This is a genomic window from Acinetobacter sp. WY4 (assembly GCF_018438165.1).
GTDB lineage: Bacteria > Pseudomonadota > Gammaproteobacteria > Pseudomonadales > Moraxellaceae > Acinetobacter.
The window spans coordinates 2,153,757-2,169,512 of sequence record NZ_CP053947.1; the positions used below are offsets into that span (position 1 = coordinate 2,153,757).

The window sequence follows — 15,756 nt, forward strand, 5'->3', positions numbered from 1 at the left end:
TTTTTCCATTTACAAGAACCAGTTTGGTTTCTATCTCAGTTGTCCGGATACAGTGAAATAAAAGTTTGATTCATTCATAGGACTGATCATTTGACTTATCTAGTGAAATATCAGTATGTTCTTCAACATAAGATATTGGCTTTTAGGCAATGAATCAAACATCAAATTATTACAATCAGCATGCTCAAGCATTTTTTGAAAATACCTATCAGGTTGAAATGGCAAGTCTTTACGCACCATTTCTAAGATATTTGCCGGAACAGGCATTGATCCTGGATTTGGGCTGTGGCTCGGGGCGGGACACTTTGGCATTTAAGAAAAAAGGCTATCAAGTTGAGGCAATTGATTATTCTGCCGAGCTGGTTGAAAAGGCGAGAGAACTGACAGGCATCAATGTACGTCAGCAAAGTTTTTACGAGCTGAATGAAGTAGCTAAGTATGATGGTATTTGGGCCTGTGCTTCTCTTTTACACTGTGAAAGAGATCGCCTGACTGAAGTGTTGGGGCGCTTATTTAAAGCATTAAAGCCAAATGGTGTGTGTTACATGTCTTTTAAATATGGCAATACAGACCGTGAGAAAGAAGGGCGTAGCTTTACTGACTTGAATGAGCAGCAAGCTTACGACTTACTCAAACAAATAGATCAGGCTTTACTGTTACAGCAATGGATTACTGTAGATAAACGTCCAGACCGTACAGAAGAGTGGATCAATATCCTGATTAAAAAAGAGCAGGCTTAGATATGTTCAGTACAGCTGACATACCAACACCCAACGAGCAGCTGAAATTTTTGAAGCATATTCAGCAGATATTGCATTCTGGGACTTTTACTTCGACATATAAGTTTGCTTTGCTGATAAGTATCACGCGTCTGGCGATTGAACAGGGGCAAGATACTGGTGCTGCCTTGCATTTAGAATATCAAGATATTGCTGAAAAGTTTATTAACCTATACTGGAAACAGTCACTGCCGTTTCAGTTTAACCAGTATGAGCCTTTTACTATTCATCAAAGCACTGGTAAGCAGGCAAAGATCATCAGTGAAATCCAGAATGCACAGCAACAATTCAAGACCTTGGCCGCGCTGAGAAAGGAGGTGCTTTACTGGAACAAGCTAAAGCGAACAGTTGCAACAACGGTTAAGCAAATGCCGGTGGTATATTTGCAGAATCTGAATGGTCAAACCATAGAGTTTCTCTATAGTCTTGAAGATTCCAAGCAGTCCCTCAACTTGTTGCCCAAGGTGATGTATTGCTTGAGACAGTTTAGTGAAATTATTGAAGAGCTGTGCCAGAAGCGCTGGATTGACTTTGTCCGGCTGAATAAGCAGAACCTGATTGTATTAGATGGGTTACCTGACCTAGATGAATTCATGTTTGCACCGAGTCGTAACCAACTAGGACAGGTCGCAGACTTTCTGATTGATTTGCAAGAATGCCAGTGTTTTTACTGTGGAAAAAGTCTCAAAAATTCCAAATATGCAGTAGATCATTTTATTCCATGGTCTTTATATCCTGCCGATACCGGACATAACTTTGTCTTGGTGGATGAAAAATGCAACTCACAAAAAAGTAATTATTTAGCATCACAGCAATTCTTACATCAGTGGCAGGAGCGTAATCATCTGCATGATCAATCCATTATTCGAGAGATTTCTCAATTAGGTTTTCTAACCGATCTGCAACGTTCGCATCGGGTTGCTGACTGGGCGTATAAGCAGGCAATAGAGAATGAGTATTTAGTTTGGTTGGGTGGAAAAGATAAAAAGATATTAGCCCAAGTGTATTAAAGTCTTAAGTTTTAAAAATATTTTTAACTATATGAATCACACAAATTTTTTAAAAAAGACTGCGTCAATATGTGACGTTAGTTTCCTTAAATTTCTTTAAATAATTATTGGAAAAGGATATTTTAAGGACAACTCTTCTTAATAATTGATGATAAGAATGGAACAGCTTAATCCATCAGATCTAAAAGCAATATTACATTCGAAACGTGCCAATTTGTACTACCTTGAACATTGCCGTGTGATGCAGAAAGATGGTCGAGTACTTTATTTGACCGAGGCTAAAAACGAAAATCAGTACTGGAATATTCCGATTGCCAATACTACTGTCATTTTGCTCGGGACAGGGACGTCGATTACTCAAGCGGCTATGCGAATGCTCGCAAGTGCAGGTGTTCTGGTTGGTTTTGCAGGTGGAGGTGGCACGCCTTTATTTATGGGCTGTGAAATTGAGTGGATGACCCCGCAAAGTGAGTATCGCCCAACTGAATATATGCAAGGCTGGATGCAATTTTGGTTTGATGATGTCAAACGTCTAGAAGTAGCAAAACAATTTCAGTTGGCTCGAATTGAATTTATTAAAAAAATTTGGTCTAAAGACCGGGATTTAAAAGAATATGGTTTTTATATTGATGATTTAGATATATCTCAGGCTTTAGATGGTTTTACCAAAAAAATTCCACACCAAAGTAAAGTTGGTGATTTACTTCTTACCGAAGCGGCAACCACCAAACAGTTATATAAAATCGCTACTACACGTACAGGCTTAAAAGACTTTAGCCGCAATCCAGAACAAGGTGATTTAGCCAATGACTTTCTAAATCATGGTAATTATTTGGCCTATGGCTTAGCTGCCACCACGCTTTGGGTACTTGGTATTCCACATGGTTTTGCCGTCATGCATGGTAAAACTCGCCGTGGGGCTTTGGTCTTTGATGTTGCTGATTTAATCAAGGATGCTATCGTTTTGCCTTATGCTTTTATTTGTGCCAAAGAAAAAATGACAGAGCAGGAGTTTCGGCAGCAAATTTTGCAGAAATTTACCGAGCATAAAGCACTGGACTTTATGTTTGATCAGGTTAAGGCAGCAGCACTTTCTAATCAAGATGAGGATGAGGCATGATTGTGACTTTCATTAGCCAATGTGAAAGGAAAGCCATTCCACGAACTCGACGTGTGCTCGATGCTTTTGCAGATCGTATCGGGGATAACACTTGGCAAACGGTGATTACAGAAGATGGTTTAATAGCAGTGAAAAAGTTACTGCGTAAAACCGTAACTAAAAGCACTGCGGTGAGTTGTCATTGGATACGGGGGAGAAGACGTAGTGAGTTGCTGTGGATTGTTGGGAATCGGAATAAGTTTAATTCCGATGGTATTGTCCCTGTAAACATCACCAAGAAAAAACTTGATCAAAATAAATGGGAAAATGATTGGCATTATTTGCCTTTAATTAAGGCTTTGGTTGCGATTTCTGCTTTATTACATGATTGGGGTAAAGCCACGGTTTTATTTCAGCAAAAACTGACAGCTAAAAATAGTGCATTTAAAGGTGATCCACTACGGCATGAATGGATTTCTTGTTTATTACTGAATGCCTTGGTTCATTCCTCAGAAAATCCAAAAACTGATGATGCATGGTTAGATTTATTGCTCAATCAAACATGGAATGAAGATCAGTTAAAAGCAATAGTACTTAAAAAATTAGATAAAGCCAAAGCCTTGGATAATTTACCGCCATTGGCACAGTTAGTTGCATGGTTAATTGTGTCACATCACCGCTTACCCAATTTAAAAGATGAAGCTGAATTAAAATCTTATAGTGATGAACCTGCCGAAAATATGACAGATCTATTCGACTTTATTGAAGCAGATTGGGGCTATCAAAATAAATTTGATGAGAAGGAATATCAACAACGACTTATACAGTGTTTTCAGTTTGAACAAGGCTTACTCAGCCAGTCTGCTGAATGGACTAAACAGATTAAAAAATGGTCGGCACGGTTATTGTTAGAAAAAGAGAATATTGCACAAGTTCTAGCAGATGGCAGTTGGCGTGTAGTGCTGCATCATGCACGTCTATGTTTAATGATGGGGGATCATTATTATTCATCTTGTGATGCGGATAAAACATGGAAAACGAATTTAAGTTTAATTGCAAATACTGATCATATTAGCAAATTACCCAAACAGCTTTTGGATGAGCATTTGGTTCGTGTCAGTGACAATGCGATGCGTGTGGCACAATCACTGAGTCGTTTGGCGGATGAGATGGAATCTGCTTATGATCTTCAAAAACTGAAGAAAAAAAGTCCGCAAGGTTTTGAATGGCAAGACAATGCGGTTAAAGATATTAAGCAATTTAGACAAAAACATGATGATGCCAATGAGCAAGGCTGGTTCGTGGTCAATATGGCAAGTACAGGTAAAGGAAAAACCATTGCCAATGCTAAAATTATGCAGGCCTTGTCTAAAGATGGACAGTCTTTACGTTATGTGTTGGCTCTAGGGCTGAGAACATTAACCTTACAGACAGGGGATTCCTATCGTCAAGATATTGGTTTAAGCAATGATGAGTTGGCGGTACTGATTGGCTCTAAAGCTGTACAGGAGTTGCATAATAAGCAGCAGAATAAAAATGAACATACCGATGAAACTTATGATGAAATTGGTTCTGAATCCCTAGAACAGCTTTTGGATAATGAGCTTGATTATGGTGATATGCCTCAAGCTGATTTTATGAATATTCTGTTTCCTGCCAATCAAGCCGAGCGAAATAAAGCTTTTTTATATAAACCTGTATTGGCCTGTACTATCGACCATATTATGTCTGCAACCGAAACCAAACGTGGCGGAAAATATATTCTGCCAAGTTTACGGTTGTCTTCTTCTGATTTGGTGATTGATGAAGTAGATGATTTTGATGGGCAAGATTTAATTGCGATTGCTCGGTTGGTACATTTAACAGCGATGTTAGGTCGAAAGGTCATGATTTCATCTGCAACGATTCCACCTGCATTAGCTGAAGGTTTTTTTAATGTTTATCAGCAAGGTTGGAAGCTATATTGCGCTTTCAAAAAAATCAAAAACACGCAAGCAGTTGGCATGTGGGTCGATGAATTTAAATCGAAAATTCAAGCAATTGATTTAAATGGGGCTGACAGCATTATTCAAAATTATAAGCAAGGTCATGATGCATTTGTAGCAGTTCGGGCAAAATCCTTAGCTGAGCAAATTGTGAAACATAAAGCTTATATTATTGAATGTACTGATTTAGTGGCGCAAAAAGAGCAAAAACAGCTCGATGAAAGCTTGCAGCAACAGTATTTTGAGCGCATCCGCCAAAATATTGAAAAATTACACCATCAGCATCATACGGTTGATGTGCAAACGGGTAAAAAAGTATCTTTTGGTGTGGTGCGTGTTGCCAATATTCCGCCTTGTGTCGCATTGACACAATATTTACTCAGTGCCGAATGGCCGGAAACTATTGCACCGCGTTCAATGGCATATCACAGCCGCCAAGTATTGCTATTGCGTAGTGAGCAGGAACGGCATTTAGATCAAGTTTTAAAACGTAAAGAAAAACAAAATGAGCAACCGGTTGCATTTTCAAATGAAGTCATTCGACAAAATTTGAATGGTACAGACGCTGAGCATGTGATTTTTATTTTAGTGGCAACGCCTGTAGAGGAGGTTGGTCGTGACCATGATTTTGATTGGGCGATTATTGAGCCATCTTCTTATCGGTCAATTATTCAATTGGCAGGACGAGTTTTGCGACATCGAAAACTGGAACAGGATATTCAACAGCCCAATATTGGCTTGATGCAATTTAATTTAAAAGGTCTGCGTAATGCTAAAGTCGCTTTTGAAAAGCCTGGCTTTGAAAAAAATACAGGTAAAGGCAATTTTAAATTAGAAACCAAAAACCTTTCTGAGTTATTAGACTTGGGTGAAACTGCCAAGATTAATGCGATTCCTCGCATTCAAGAGCCCCAGCCATTACAGGCAAAGAAGAAACTTGCGGATTTAGAACATGCGGTCATGGCCGATGCTCTAACCAATTATAAACAGGTTGGGGCAAAGCCGTTAAATGCTTGGCTCAGTCAATATTGGTTTTTAACTGCTTTACCGCAGCATTTTACGCCATTTAGGCAGAGTTCGCCGAATATCCGACTTTTTGCTATTTGGGCAGATCACAAGCTTGTATTATCAGAAAAAGATGATTTTGGGCAATATATTGACCGTAATGGTTTTTACAAAGTTAGTCCTCACGAGCTGACGGAGTTGCAGCAGCAGCGGTTATGGTTAAATCGAAGTTATTACGACATTCTGTGTCGTATGACTGTTGATAAAGTTTCTGAAAATCAGCATATTGAAGATGAAATAGAAAAATTATCAAAGCGCTATGGAGAAATCATGTTGCCGCAACATGATGAAGATAAAACGCTGATGTATTCAGATCAATTTGGTCTAGTGGTTCAATATTTAAAATAAAGGGAGGGGGAAATGGCCGAGAATATTCAAGCATTTTTAAATGAAAGAAAAGAACTTTGGTTAAAAGATCGTTTGAAAAAAGCCGAAAATGACACAGAAATTGCAGAATTACAGCAACAAGCTGATGATCGATTTAGTTTACAAGAATGGCTTCCTGATGCTGCAAAACGTGTAGCTCAATTATCGATGGTCAGTCATCCGAGCAAGTTTAGTCATCCCAGCGCAAAAACATCCAGTGTGATTGCAAAGGCTAAATTTGCACAGGATGGCTATCTGCGTAGTGGTAATGTGCATTATCCATTAGATGTTTTTGGCAATGCGGCTGCAATGGATGTTTATAAATTTCTATCGCTCAATTTAACCGAAGACTCTACTGTTTTAACAGGCTTTGAAAAAGATGATCAAGACTTAATAACTCTGCTTGAAAAATCTTCATTGGATTTTGTAAGTTTAAAACAAGCATTTTTAGTGATTAAAAATGATGATGCTTCATGTAAAACGGATCACTTAGTGAAACAAGTGTATTTTCCAATTGCAGAGAACGAATATCACTTACTCTCTGTTTTGACACCTTCGGGTTTAATTACACAATTGAAGCAAAGAATTGATCAGTTGCGGTTTTCAGAAGCAACCAAAAAAGCGAAAGAAAAGCGTAAAAAGAATGAACATGATGCAGCAGGTTATGCAGATATTTTTGATTTAACAGTAACCGCTTATGGCGGAACGCAACCGCAGAACGTCAGTGTATTGAATAGCCAAAATGCGGGTCGGGCTTATTTACTTTCAAGTTGTCCGCCTGTTCTGGAAAAACGAGCAATACGCTTGCCGAAAACTGATTTTTTTGCACAGTGTTTATATCGAAAAAATTATCTGGACAGTTTTGTTCAGTTACATAAGTTCATGCAACTAGATTTAAATAATATTGATATCCGTACCGCAGTTCGTAACATCATTCAATTTGTGATTGATCAAGTGTTATTACAAGGTTTTAAAATTCGGGAATATTGTTCAGCAGGTTGGTCAAAGCAAGATTATTACGCAAGTTTACCTAAGTTACAGCGTATATGGCTTGATCCAATGTATATAGAACAACGAGAAAATGACACTGAATGGCGTAATGAGCTGAGTGAAGATATTGCACGCTGGATTTTACGCAGTTATGAAAAAATCATTAGTGATGCTTATGTGTTAGGTACAGGCGAAATTAATGATATGAAACAGCGTGTTGAAGAGTCATTACGGCAAGCGAAGGAGTTTTTTTAATGCGCTATTTTTTACTTATTCCGCACCTTAAACTTCATAATGCAAATGCAATGAGTAGTCCATATACCATAGGTTTTCCTGCAATGACCGCTTGGCTTGGTGCTGTGCATGCTCTACAGCGTAAATTAAAACAACAAGGCTGTGATTTAAATCTAAATAAATTGGCTGTGAGTTGTCATGACTTTAATTTACAAACCTATAAAGGGCGTGGTGATTTTGTACATTCAATTGTCGGGACAGCTAATCCACTAGATAAAGACGGAAATCGACCTGCGTTTATTGAAGAAGCCCGTTGTCATTTAGATGTATCTCTTTTAATTGAAATTGAATCTTCGTCTAAAAAACAAAGAGAGCAACTTTTAGAAATTGTGCAGGGCATAGTTACAAGTATGAAATTTGCCAGTGGCGATGTACTGTCTATAAAACCATGCAGTATTTTAAATTTTGATGAAGATGAAGATCAGGAAAAAGAACTGCGTCCACTTCTAAATAAATTAATGCTTGGACACGTATTGATTGAACGCCGTGATTTAGTGATTCAAAGCATGCAAGAGGGTAAAGATGCTTTAGATAGTGTTCTGGATTATCTCAAAGTTACTCATAGCTCGACACAAGATGACGATGGCAAAGTGACATGGACATCAAAACGCAAAGCTCAAGGTTGGCTTGTTCCGATTGCTGTTGGTTTTCAAGGAATTTCTGAATTAGGGCAAGCAAAAAATCAGCGTGATGCAAATACACCGCACCGTTTTGCAGAAAGCGTCCTCACTTTAGGTGAGTTTGTGATGCCTTACCGTATTGAAAGTATTGATCAACTGTTATGGCAATATCATGTCGATCTCGAAAATAATTTATATGTTTGCCAAAACTTAACAACAATTTAATTTGAAATAAATAAGGGAAAATTCTCATGGCTAAAAATGAAAAAGCTGTCGCAAGTGTATTGGCATTTGAAAAGAAACTAGTTCCATCTGACGGTTATTTTTATGGGACAACTTGGAATAATCGTACAGAACAAACCGCGTTAAAACTAATTGAAAAATCTGTACGCGGTACGATATCAAACCGTTTAAAACCAGCAGTGGCAAGCGATCCATTAAAGCTAAATGCTGAAGTTGAAAAAGCAAATTTACAAACTGTGGACGCATGTGCTTTAGGTGAACATCAAGATACTTTAAAAATTGCTTTTACGTTGAAGGTTTTGGGCGGTATTGAAAATCCATCAGCTTGTAATAATGAAACTTTTTTAAACTCTTACCAATCTGTTGCTAAACAATATGTAGAACAGCATGGCTTTGAAGAGTTATCTAAACGCTATGCTTTAAATATTGCCAATGCGCGCTTTTTATGGCGAAACCGTGTTGGTGCTGAAAAAGTTGAAGTGGTTGTTCAATTGAATGATCAGCCAGCGATTACTTTTAATGCTTTTGATTATGCATTGCATGATTTCGACACTGTTGATGAAAAAGTTCACCAATTGGCAGATCGAATTGCTCAAGCACTTAAAGGTGAAATACCTTATTTATTGATTAAAATTGAAGCCTATGCTTTGGTGGGGAAAGCTCAGGAAGTGTATCCAAGTGAAGAATTAGTCTTGGATAAAGGTAAGGGTACGAAGAGTAAAATTCTTTATCATGTGAATGATGTGGCTGCTATGCACTCACAAAAAGTAGGTAATGCCCTGCGTACGATTGATACTTGGTATCCTGAATTTGATGATAAACGAACGGTGATTGCCATTGAGCCGTATGGTGCGGTGACTAATTTAGGTAAGGCATATCGTACACCTAAAGCGAAACAAGACTTTTTTAGCTTATTTGATAAATATGCTTTGGGTGAAAGCTTAGACAGTACAGAACAAGAACATTATGTGATGGCTGTATTGGTTCGTGGCGGTGTTTTTGGTCAAAGCTCTAAGGATTAATGATGAAATTTTATCAGGAAATTACCTTGATCGATCAAGCTGAAATTTCCCCTTATTTTATATGGTCTAAGCTTTATTCACAGTTGCATTTGGCATTTGCAGAACAAAAAGATGCAGATGATAAGGTAAATATTGGTGTGTCTTTTCCTCAGTATATTTTTGAAGAAAAGGCAGAAAACCAAAAAGCAAAGATCAATTTAGGGAGAAAATTAAGACTTTTTACGCAGTCTGGAGAGGATTTTAAGAAATTAGATATTCGAAAATGGTTAGAACGTTTAGAAGATTATGTTCATATTAGCTCTATTCGTGAAGTGCCTAGTGACATTAAAAGCTACGCTATTTATAAACGTAAACAAGTGAAAACCAATGCGCAACGTTTGGCTCGTCATCGTGTAAAACGTGGTGATATTGGCTTTGATGAAGCACTAGCAAGATATAGCAATGTAGTGACAACCACAGATTTGCCTTATATCGAAATGCAAAGTTTAAGCACATCAGATGAACAAAGTAAAAAGCGTTTTAAATTGTTTATAGAAAAGCTTCCTGCTGAACAATCTGAAATTCAGGTTTTTAGCACTTATGGGCTAAGTCCAGTAGCTTCTGTACCTGAATTTTAACCCAATATTTTTTCACTCTTTAACAGTTTAATAAAATCAATAAGTTATAAACGTGGGTTGAAACTTGGGTCTTTTATAGATTTGTTGGGTTAACTCACTGTTATAACTTTATTTTTTGCTTTAAAATTACGGTTCACTGCCATATAGGCAGCTTAGAAAAACCCAAAATACTGCTAATAGTGAAAGCACTTGTTCACTGCCATATAGGCAGCTTAGAAATAAGCCATAATTCTTAGTATTTTCGAATAATAGTTCACTGCCATATAGGCAGCTTAGAAATAAAGCAATGTGACAACCTGCTATAGCTGCCAGTTCACTGCCATATAGGCAGCTTAGAAAGTTTGATCAGGAAGAAATTCAGAAAACGATTCGTTCACTGCCATATAGGCAGCTTAGAAATTGCGATCTTCCTGCTCTTTTTTTAATTCAAAGTTCACTGCCATATAGGCAGCTTAGAAATTCAGGCGGTGGATCATCATCTTTATTTGGATGTTCACTGCCATATAGGCAGCTTAGAAATGGAGAGAAATAGTAAAAAGTCTGCAAAGGTTGTTCACTGCCATATAGGCAGCTTAGAAAGACTCGAATTGGTGTTAAAAATCCTTGATCAAGTTCACTGCCATATAGGCAGCTTAGAAATTCATGCTGCATCAAGAAGGTGATTGCATCATGTTCACTGCCATATAGGCAGCTTAGAAACGTACCAGCGCACCACAATTCGAGTTTCTCCGTGTTCACTGCCATATAGGCAGCTTAGAAACCGCATTCAGGGCATTCCTTGTGTGACCAATAGTTCACTGCCATATAGGCAGCTTAGAAATTGATAGATACCACTGAATGCTCGAAAGTTAAGTTCACTGCCATATAGGCAGCTTAGAAAACCTACTCATGCGCTACAACAATGGGTGTTTTGTTCACTGCCATATAGGCAGCTTAGAAATAAAACACCTGATCCAAATAATCCAACTCCTGGTTCACTGCCATATAGGCAGCTTAGAAATTGCGGTAATCAATCGTAAAAACGTTGCTACTGTTCACTGCCATATAGGCAGCTTAGAAAAGAATATTGATCTGGTTGATCGTTTGAAGTGGGTTCACTGCCATATAGGCAGCTTAGAAATTAGTGGGTGGGTGTGACTTAAGCTGCTACAGGTTCACTGCCATATAGGCAGCTTAGAAATATCCTCTCTATTTAGACGATACCGGGATAAAGTTCACTGCCATATAGGCAGCTTAGAAAGTAGGGAATTCAAAGTCCTGTGAGATCAGCGTGTTCACTGCCATATAGGCAGCTTAGAAATCCAAGCGTTCAGATGCCCAACTGCTTGCGACGTTCACTGCCATATAGGCAGCTTAGAAATAAGTTCGCTAATGGTACTGGACTATCAATATGTTCACTGCCATATAGGCAGCTTAGAAAGTAGAAGTGTGGGTAGATCCTGCGAATACATCGTTCACTGCCATATAGGCAGCTTAGAAATGTTAGATCAGTAGCAAATGGATAAACAAGTTGTTCACTGCCATATAGGCAGCTTAGAAAAGTTGACCTTTTAATCTGCCGTCAATTACGAGGTTCACTGCCATATAGGCAGCTTAGAAATGAGCCATATCAAACAATTGCATCTTTAGGTTGTTCACTGCCATATAGGCAGCTTAGAAACAAAGCAGGCCGGACATAAGCGGCCCTTCAAAAGTTCACTGCCATATAGGCAGCTTAGAAATGAAAGCGCGTGAATATATCCAGGCGTGTAAAGTTCACTGCCATATAGGCAGCTTAGAAATCGCTTCACTCGCAACTTTCTAGCTATTAGGAGTTCACTGCCATATAGGCAGCTTAGAAAGATGAATGTTGCAATACGAGGTGTTGCTTCAAGTTCACTGCCATATAGGCAGCTTAGAAATTTCGACTGGCGAGATCTCCCAGACGGTTCAAGTTCACTGCCATATAGGCAGCTTAGAAAAGTGGGCTATAGGGATTTTCGCATTGGTCTTTGTTCACTGCCATATAGGCAGCTTAGAAAAAGCTATCGCTAGTCGCGCCCTCAACCCATACGTTCACTGCCATATAGGCAGCTTAGAAAGACCAAATACGAGCATTCAGGAGCAAATGGTGGTTCACTGCCATATAGGCAGCTTAGAAAATTCTCCTACCCTGCTAAAACAGGGTATTTTTGTTCACTGCCATATAGGCAGCTTAGAAAGTCACCCATACCGGGACGACGCGCCGTTAATTGTTCACTGCCATATAGGCAGCTTAGAAATTGTAAAATTCCTCTGAGTCATTCCAGCATTTGTTCACTGCCATATAGGCAGCTTAGAAATCACAATGACAGGTGATGTAGCCGCAGCGCATGTTCACTGCCATATAGGCAGCTTAGAAATGGGATAAATCCTTTTTGAATGCTTTGAACTCGTTCACTGCCATATAGGCAGCTTAGAAATTTTTCTGCTGAACAGGCTATCAGGGAAGCCCGTTCACTGCCATATAGGCAGCTTAGAAAGTAGAAACTAAACTATCAAGCGTCGCACCTTCGTTCACTGCCATATAGGCAGCTTAGAAAGTATCGCTTATGAGGGTGGTCAGGAGTCTATGGTTCACTGCCATATAGGCAGCTTAGAAATGGTTCACGTTCAGGTAATTCACCAAAACCCAGTTCACTGCCATATAGGCAGCTTAGAAATGAACGAAAGCCGGGGTAACAATACTCACACCGTTCACTGCCATATAGGCAGCTTAGAAATGATCGTCGCAAGGTACAGGGTCGGTGCCGTCGTTCACTGCCATATAGGCAGCTTAGAAAACCATCCCCATTGCTTCGGCAGTGTTAAGCAAGTTCACTGCCATATAGGCAGCTTAGAAAACAAACGCAATTCATCATAGAACTGTTGATCTTGTTCACTGCCATATAGGCAGCTTAGAAAGTTACTTTTTTTAGTCCGAGATTCATAGCTTCGTTCACTGCCATATAGGCAGCTTAGAAATGAAAGAGTTCGGCCACCCTTATTCTCTTTAAGTTCACTGCCATATAGGCAGCTTAGAAACCTAGAAAACGCTGTAAACCACTCCACAACAGGTTCACTGCCATATAGGCAGCTTAGAAATCCAAAGTGTATCAAAGCTCGAATCTTTCACCGTTCACTGCCATATAGGCAGCTTAGAAATTAAATTGAAAGAATCCCTCTTTATCTGGGAAGTTCACTGCCATATAGGCAGCTTAGAAACGATATTAATGTTGACCGTACCATCAGCATTTGTTCACTGCCATATAGGCAGCTTAGAAAGGATGAAGGAAGTCGCTCAAAATTATGTAAGAGTTCACTGCCATATAGGCAGCTTAGAAAGGATGAAGGAAGTCGCTCAAAATTATGTAAGAGTTCACTGCCATATAGGCAGCTTAGAAATTTACCCGGCAATGTTGCTCGGTAATTCTGACGTTCACTGCCATATAGGCAGCTTAGAAATTATGACCGATCATCCGCGCCAAATCCAATACGTTCACTGCCATATAGGCAGCTTAGAAAAAAAAGAGGAGCTGCAACACTACAGACCTGTTGTTCACTGCCATATAGGCAGCTTAGAAAAAGCATTTAAAACTCAATCCGCATATTTTTAAGTTCACTGCCATATAGGCAGCTTAGAAAGTCACGAATATCTAAACCATATTCCATTGTAGGTTCACTGCCATATAGGCAGCTTAGAAATGTTGGTGAAACATTAGTAAATGGCCAATGTCGTTCACTGCCATATAGGCAGCTTAGAAATTCACGAAAGCGAAACGGCTGTTTCCCTTAATGTTCACTGCCATATAGGCAGCTTAGAAATTCAGATCCGCCCACAGGAAGGATTGATGAGAGTTCACTGCCATATAGGCAGCTTAGAAACGCACCCCACTTGATCACTTCTGGATTACTATGTTCACTGCCATATAGGCAGCTTAGAAAAAAACGGATAATCAGCCAAAGCGGTAAAAGTGGTTCACTGCCATATAGGCAGCTTAGAAAATGCTGATTGACCGTTGCTCTGTAGCCAATACGTTCACTGCCATATAGGCAGCTTAGAAACGCACCCTGCTCTATGCGACGACCCATATTAAGTTCACTGCCATATAGGCAGCTTAGAAAGTTCTTGGCATCAGAGATCAGGAGGGTAAGACGTTCACTGCCATATAGGCAGCTTAGAAAAGTAGGTGATTCGCATTTTTTTAAGTGCTCATGTTCACTGCCATATAGGCAGCTTAGAAATCATGCCAATTCTCAACAGTCTTACAACTATAGTTCACTGCCATATAGGCAGCTTAGAAAGTCTTGCCACCTTGATCCAAGAATACATTTTGCGTTCACTGCCATATAGGCAGCTTAGAAAGTACCCAAATTGATGATCGTACTTTTGAGGGTGTTCACTGCCATATAGGCAGCTTAGAAAGCCGATTAGTTGCACAGCGACAACTGAAGTGCGTTCACTGTCATATAGGCAGCTTAGAAATGGATCAGTCTTGACCAGGCGCGTGCTGAAATGTTCACTGCCATATAGGCAGCTTAGAAAGGCAGTCAAAGGCCGTGATCATGTTCGAATCAGTTCACTGCCATATAGGCAGCTTAGAAAGCCGACGTAAGCTGCAAACGTAGTATCCACTTGTTCACTGCCGAATAGGCAGCTTAGAAGTGGCGTAGCAAATTATTTGATGTATCTGGTGAGTTCACTGCCGCATAGGCAGCTTAGAAGTCATTAGATTTGTATTCGTCATAAAGCTTGATGTTCACTGCCGCATAGGCAGCTTAGAAGACGACCGTCATCAATAGCATGTCCGTCCGCCAGTTCACTGCCGCATAGGCAGCTTAGAAGACAACAAACTTTCTAGCAGATGAGAATGGCGGGTTCACTGCCGCATAGGCAGCTTAGAAGTCTGGCATTGTGTACGGGTCGTCAACGCTAGAGTTCACTGCCGCATAGGCAGCTTAGAAGTGATGATTGGCGTACTACGCCTGATGGCTCTAGTTCACTGCCGCATAGGCAGCTTAGAAGACAATTACGGCGTTGAAAATGCAGTTGCCAATGTTCACTGCCGCATAGGCAGCTTAGAAGATCAAACAGATTCCAGATCCGTTGTACTGCATGTTCACTGCCGCATAGACAGCTTAGAAGTGGTCAAGACTGATCCAGGGGATAAATTTATAGTTCACTGCCGCATAGGCAGCTTAGAAGTAGATGACCGATATAAGCCCCCACACCTACCGGTTCACTGCCGCATAGGCAGCTTAGAAGTTCGCAAGCGCCATATCTCTTATGGCTGACGGGTTCACTGCCGCATAGGCAGCTTAGAAGGATAATGAAACTGGTTAATGATGCTCTTGGGTGTTCACTGCCGCATAGGCAGCTTAGAAGTCTGCAGTCAGAACGCCGTATTTGATTAAAGACTATGCTTTTAATAGAAAAACCCCCTGAAACCCGCTCATATCAAGGCATCACGCCGTTAAAAGATAGTTTTATGTAGTTATAAAGATAGTTTTTCCGAGTATTAAGATAGTTGAGGCACTTAACTATCTTGATTCAGCGAAAAAAATAGTGTCTTTTAATTACCGTTGAAAGCCTTGATACATAAGCCTTTCAGGCTTTTTTGTGAGTTTAAAAGATAGTTTTATACAGTTTTTTTTGATTATTGGGAAAA

Annotated in this window: 8 protein-coding genes and 1 CRISPR repeat array; all 8 genes read left to right on the top strand. The window is 39.6% G+C overall.

Annotated elements, in window-relative coordinates:
* Nucleotides 1–149: 149 nt before the first annotated feature.
* The 8 genes from G4D73_RS10045 to cas6f all read left to right on the top strand — a co-directional run bounded on the left by G4D73_RS10045 (nucleotide 150) and on the right by cas6f (nucleotide 10,090).
* Complete coding sequence (locus G4D73_RS10045) at nucleotides 150–740, top strand: class I SAM-dependent methyltransferase (RefSeq protein WP_155861433.1); 591 nt, start codon at nucleotides 150–152, stop codon at nucleotides 738–740.
* Nucleotides 741–742: 2 nt separating this feature from the next.
* A complete protein-coding gene (locus tag G4D73_RS10050) occupies nucleotides 743–1,789 on the top strand; it encodes an HNH endonuclease (RefSeq protein WP_213686692.1) in 1,047 nt (348 codons plus the stop codon).
* 157 nt (nucleotides 1,790–1,946) lie between these two features.
* Complete coding sequence (gene cas1f, locus G4D73_RS10055) at nucleotides 1,947–2,909, top strand: type I-F CRISPR-associated endonuclease Cas1f (RefSeq protein WP_213686693.1); 963 nt, start codon at nucleotides 1,947–1,949, stop codon at nucleotides 2,907–2,909.
* Nucleotides 2,906–6,286, top strand: coding sequence for a type I-F CRISPR-associated helicase Cas3f (cas3f, locus tag G4D73_RS10060; RefSeq protein WP_213686694.1), 3,381 nt, complete (start codon nucleotides 2,906–2,908; stop codon nucleotides 6,284–6,286). Before cas1f ends, cas3f begins: the two co-directional genes overlap by 4 nt.
* 12 nt (nucleotides 6,287–6,298) lie before the next feature.
* On the top strand, nucleotides 6,299–7,549 hold the full coding sequence (gene csy1 / locus G4D73_RS10065) for a type I-F CRISPR-associated protein Csy1 (protein WP_213686695.1): 1,251 nt from the start codon (nucleotides 6,299–6,301) through the stop codon (nucleotides 7,547–7,549).
* On the top strand, nucleotides 7,549–8,433 hold the full coding sequence (gene csy2 / locus G4D73_RS10070) for a type I-F CRISPR-associated protein Csy2 (protein WP_213686696.1): 885 nt from the start codon (nucleotides 7,549–7,551) through the stop codon (nucleotides 8,431–8,433). The genes csy1 and csy2 overlap by 1 nt, the downstream gene beginning before the upstream one ends.
* 26 nt (nucleotides 8,434–8,459) lie before the next feature.
* Nucleotides 8,460–9,473 carry a type I-F CRISPR-associated protein Csy3 gene (csy3, locus tag G4D73_RS10075; RefSeq protein ID WP_213686697.1) on the top strand — a complete coding sequence of 338 codons (1,014 nt, stop codon included), beginning with the start codon at nucleotides 8,460–8,462 and terminating at the stop codon, nucleotides 9,471–9,473.
* Nucleotides 9,474–9,475: 2 nt separating this feature from the next.
* Nucleotides 9,476–10,090: a type I-F CRISPR-associated endoribonuclease Cas6/Csy4 gene (gene cas6f, locus G4D73_RS10080; protein ID WP_213686698.1), complete on the top strand. Its 615-nt coding sequence runs from the start codon at nucleotides 9,476–9,478 to the stop codon at nucleotides 10,088–10,090.
* Between the two features lie 131 nt (nucleotides 10,091–10,221).
* Nucleotides 10,222–15,473: direct repeats of the CRISPR family, unit length 28 nt; unit sequence GTTCACTGCCATATAGGCAGCTTAGAAA.
* The last annotated feature ends 283 nt before the right edge of the window (nucleotides 15,474–15,756 follow it).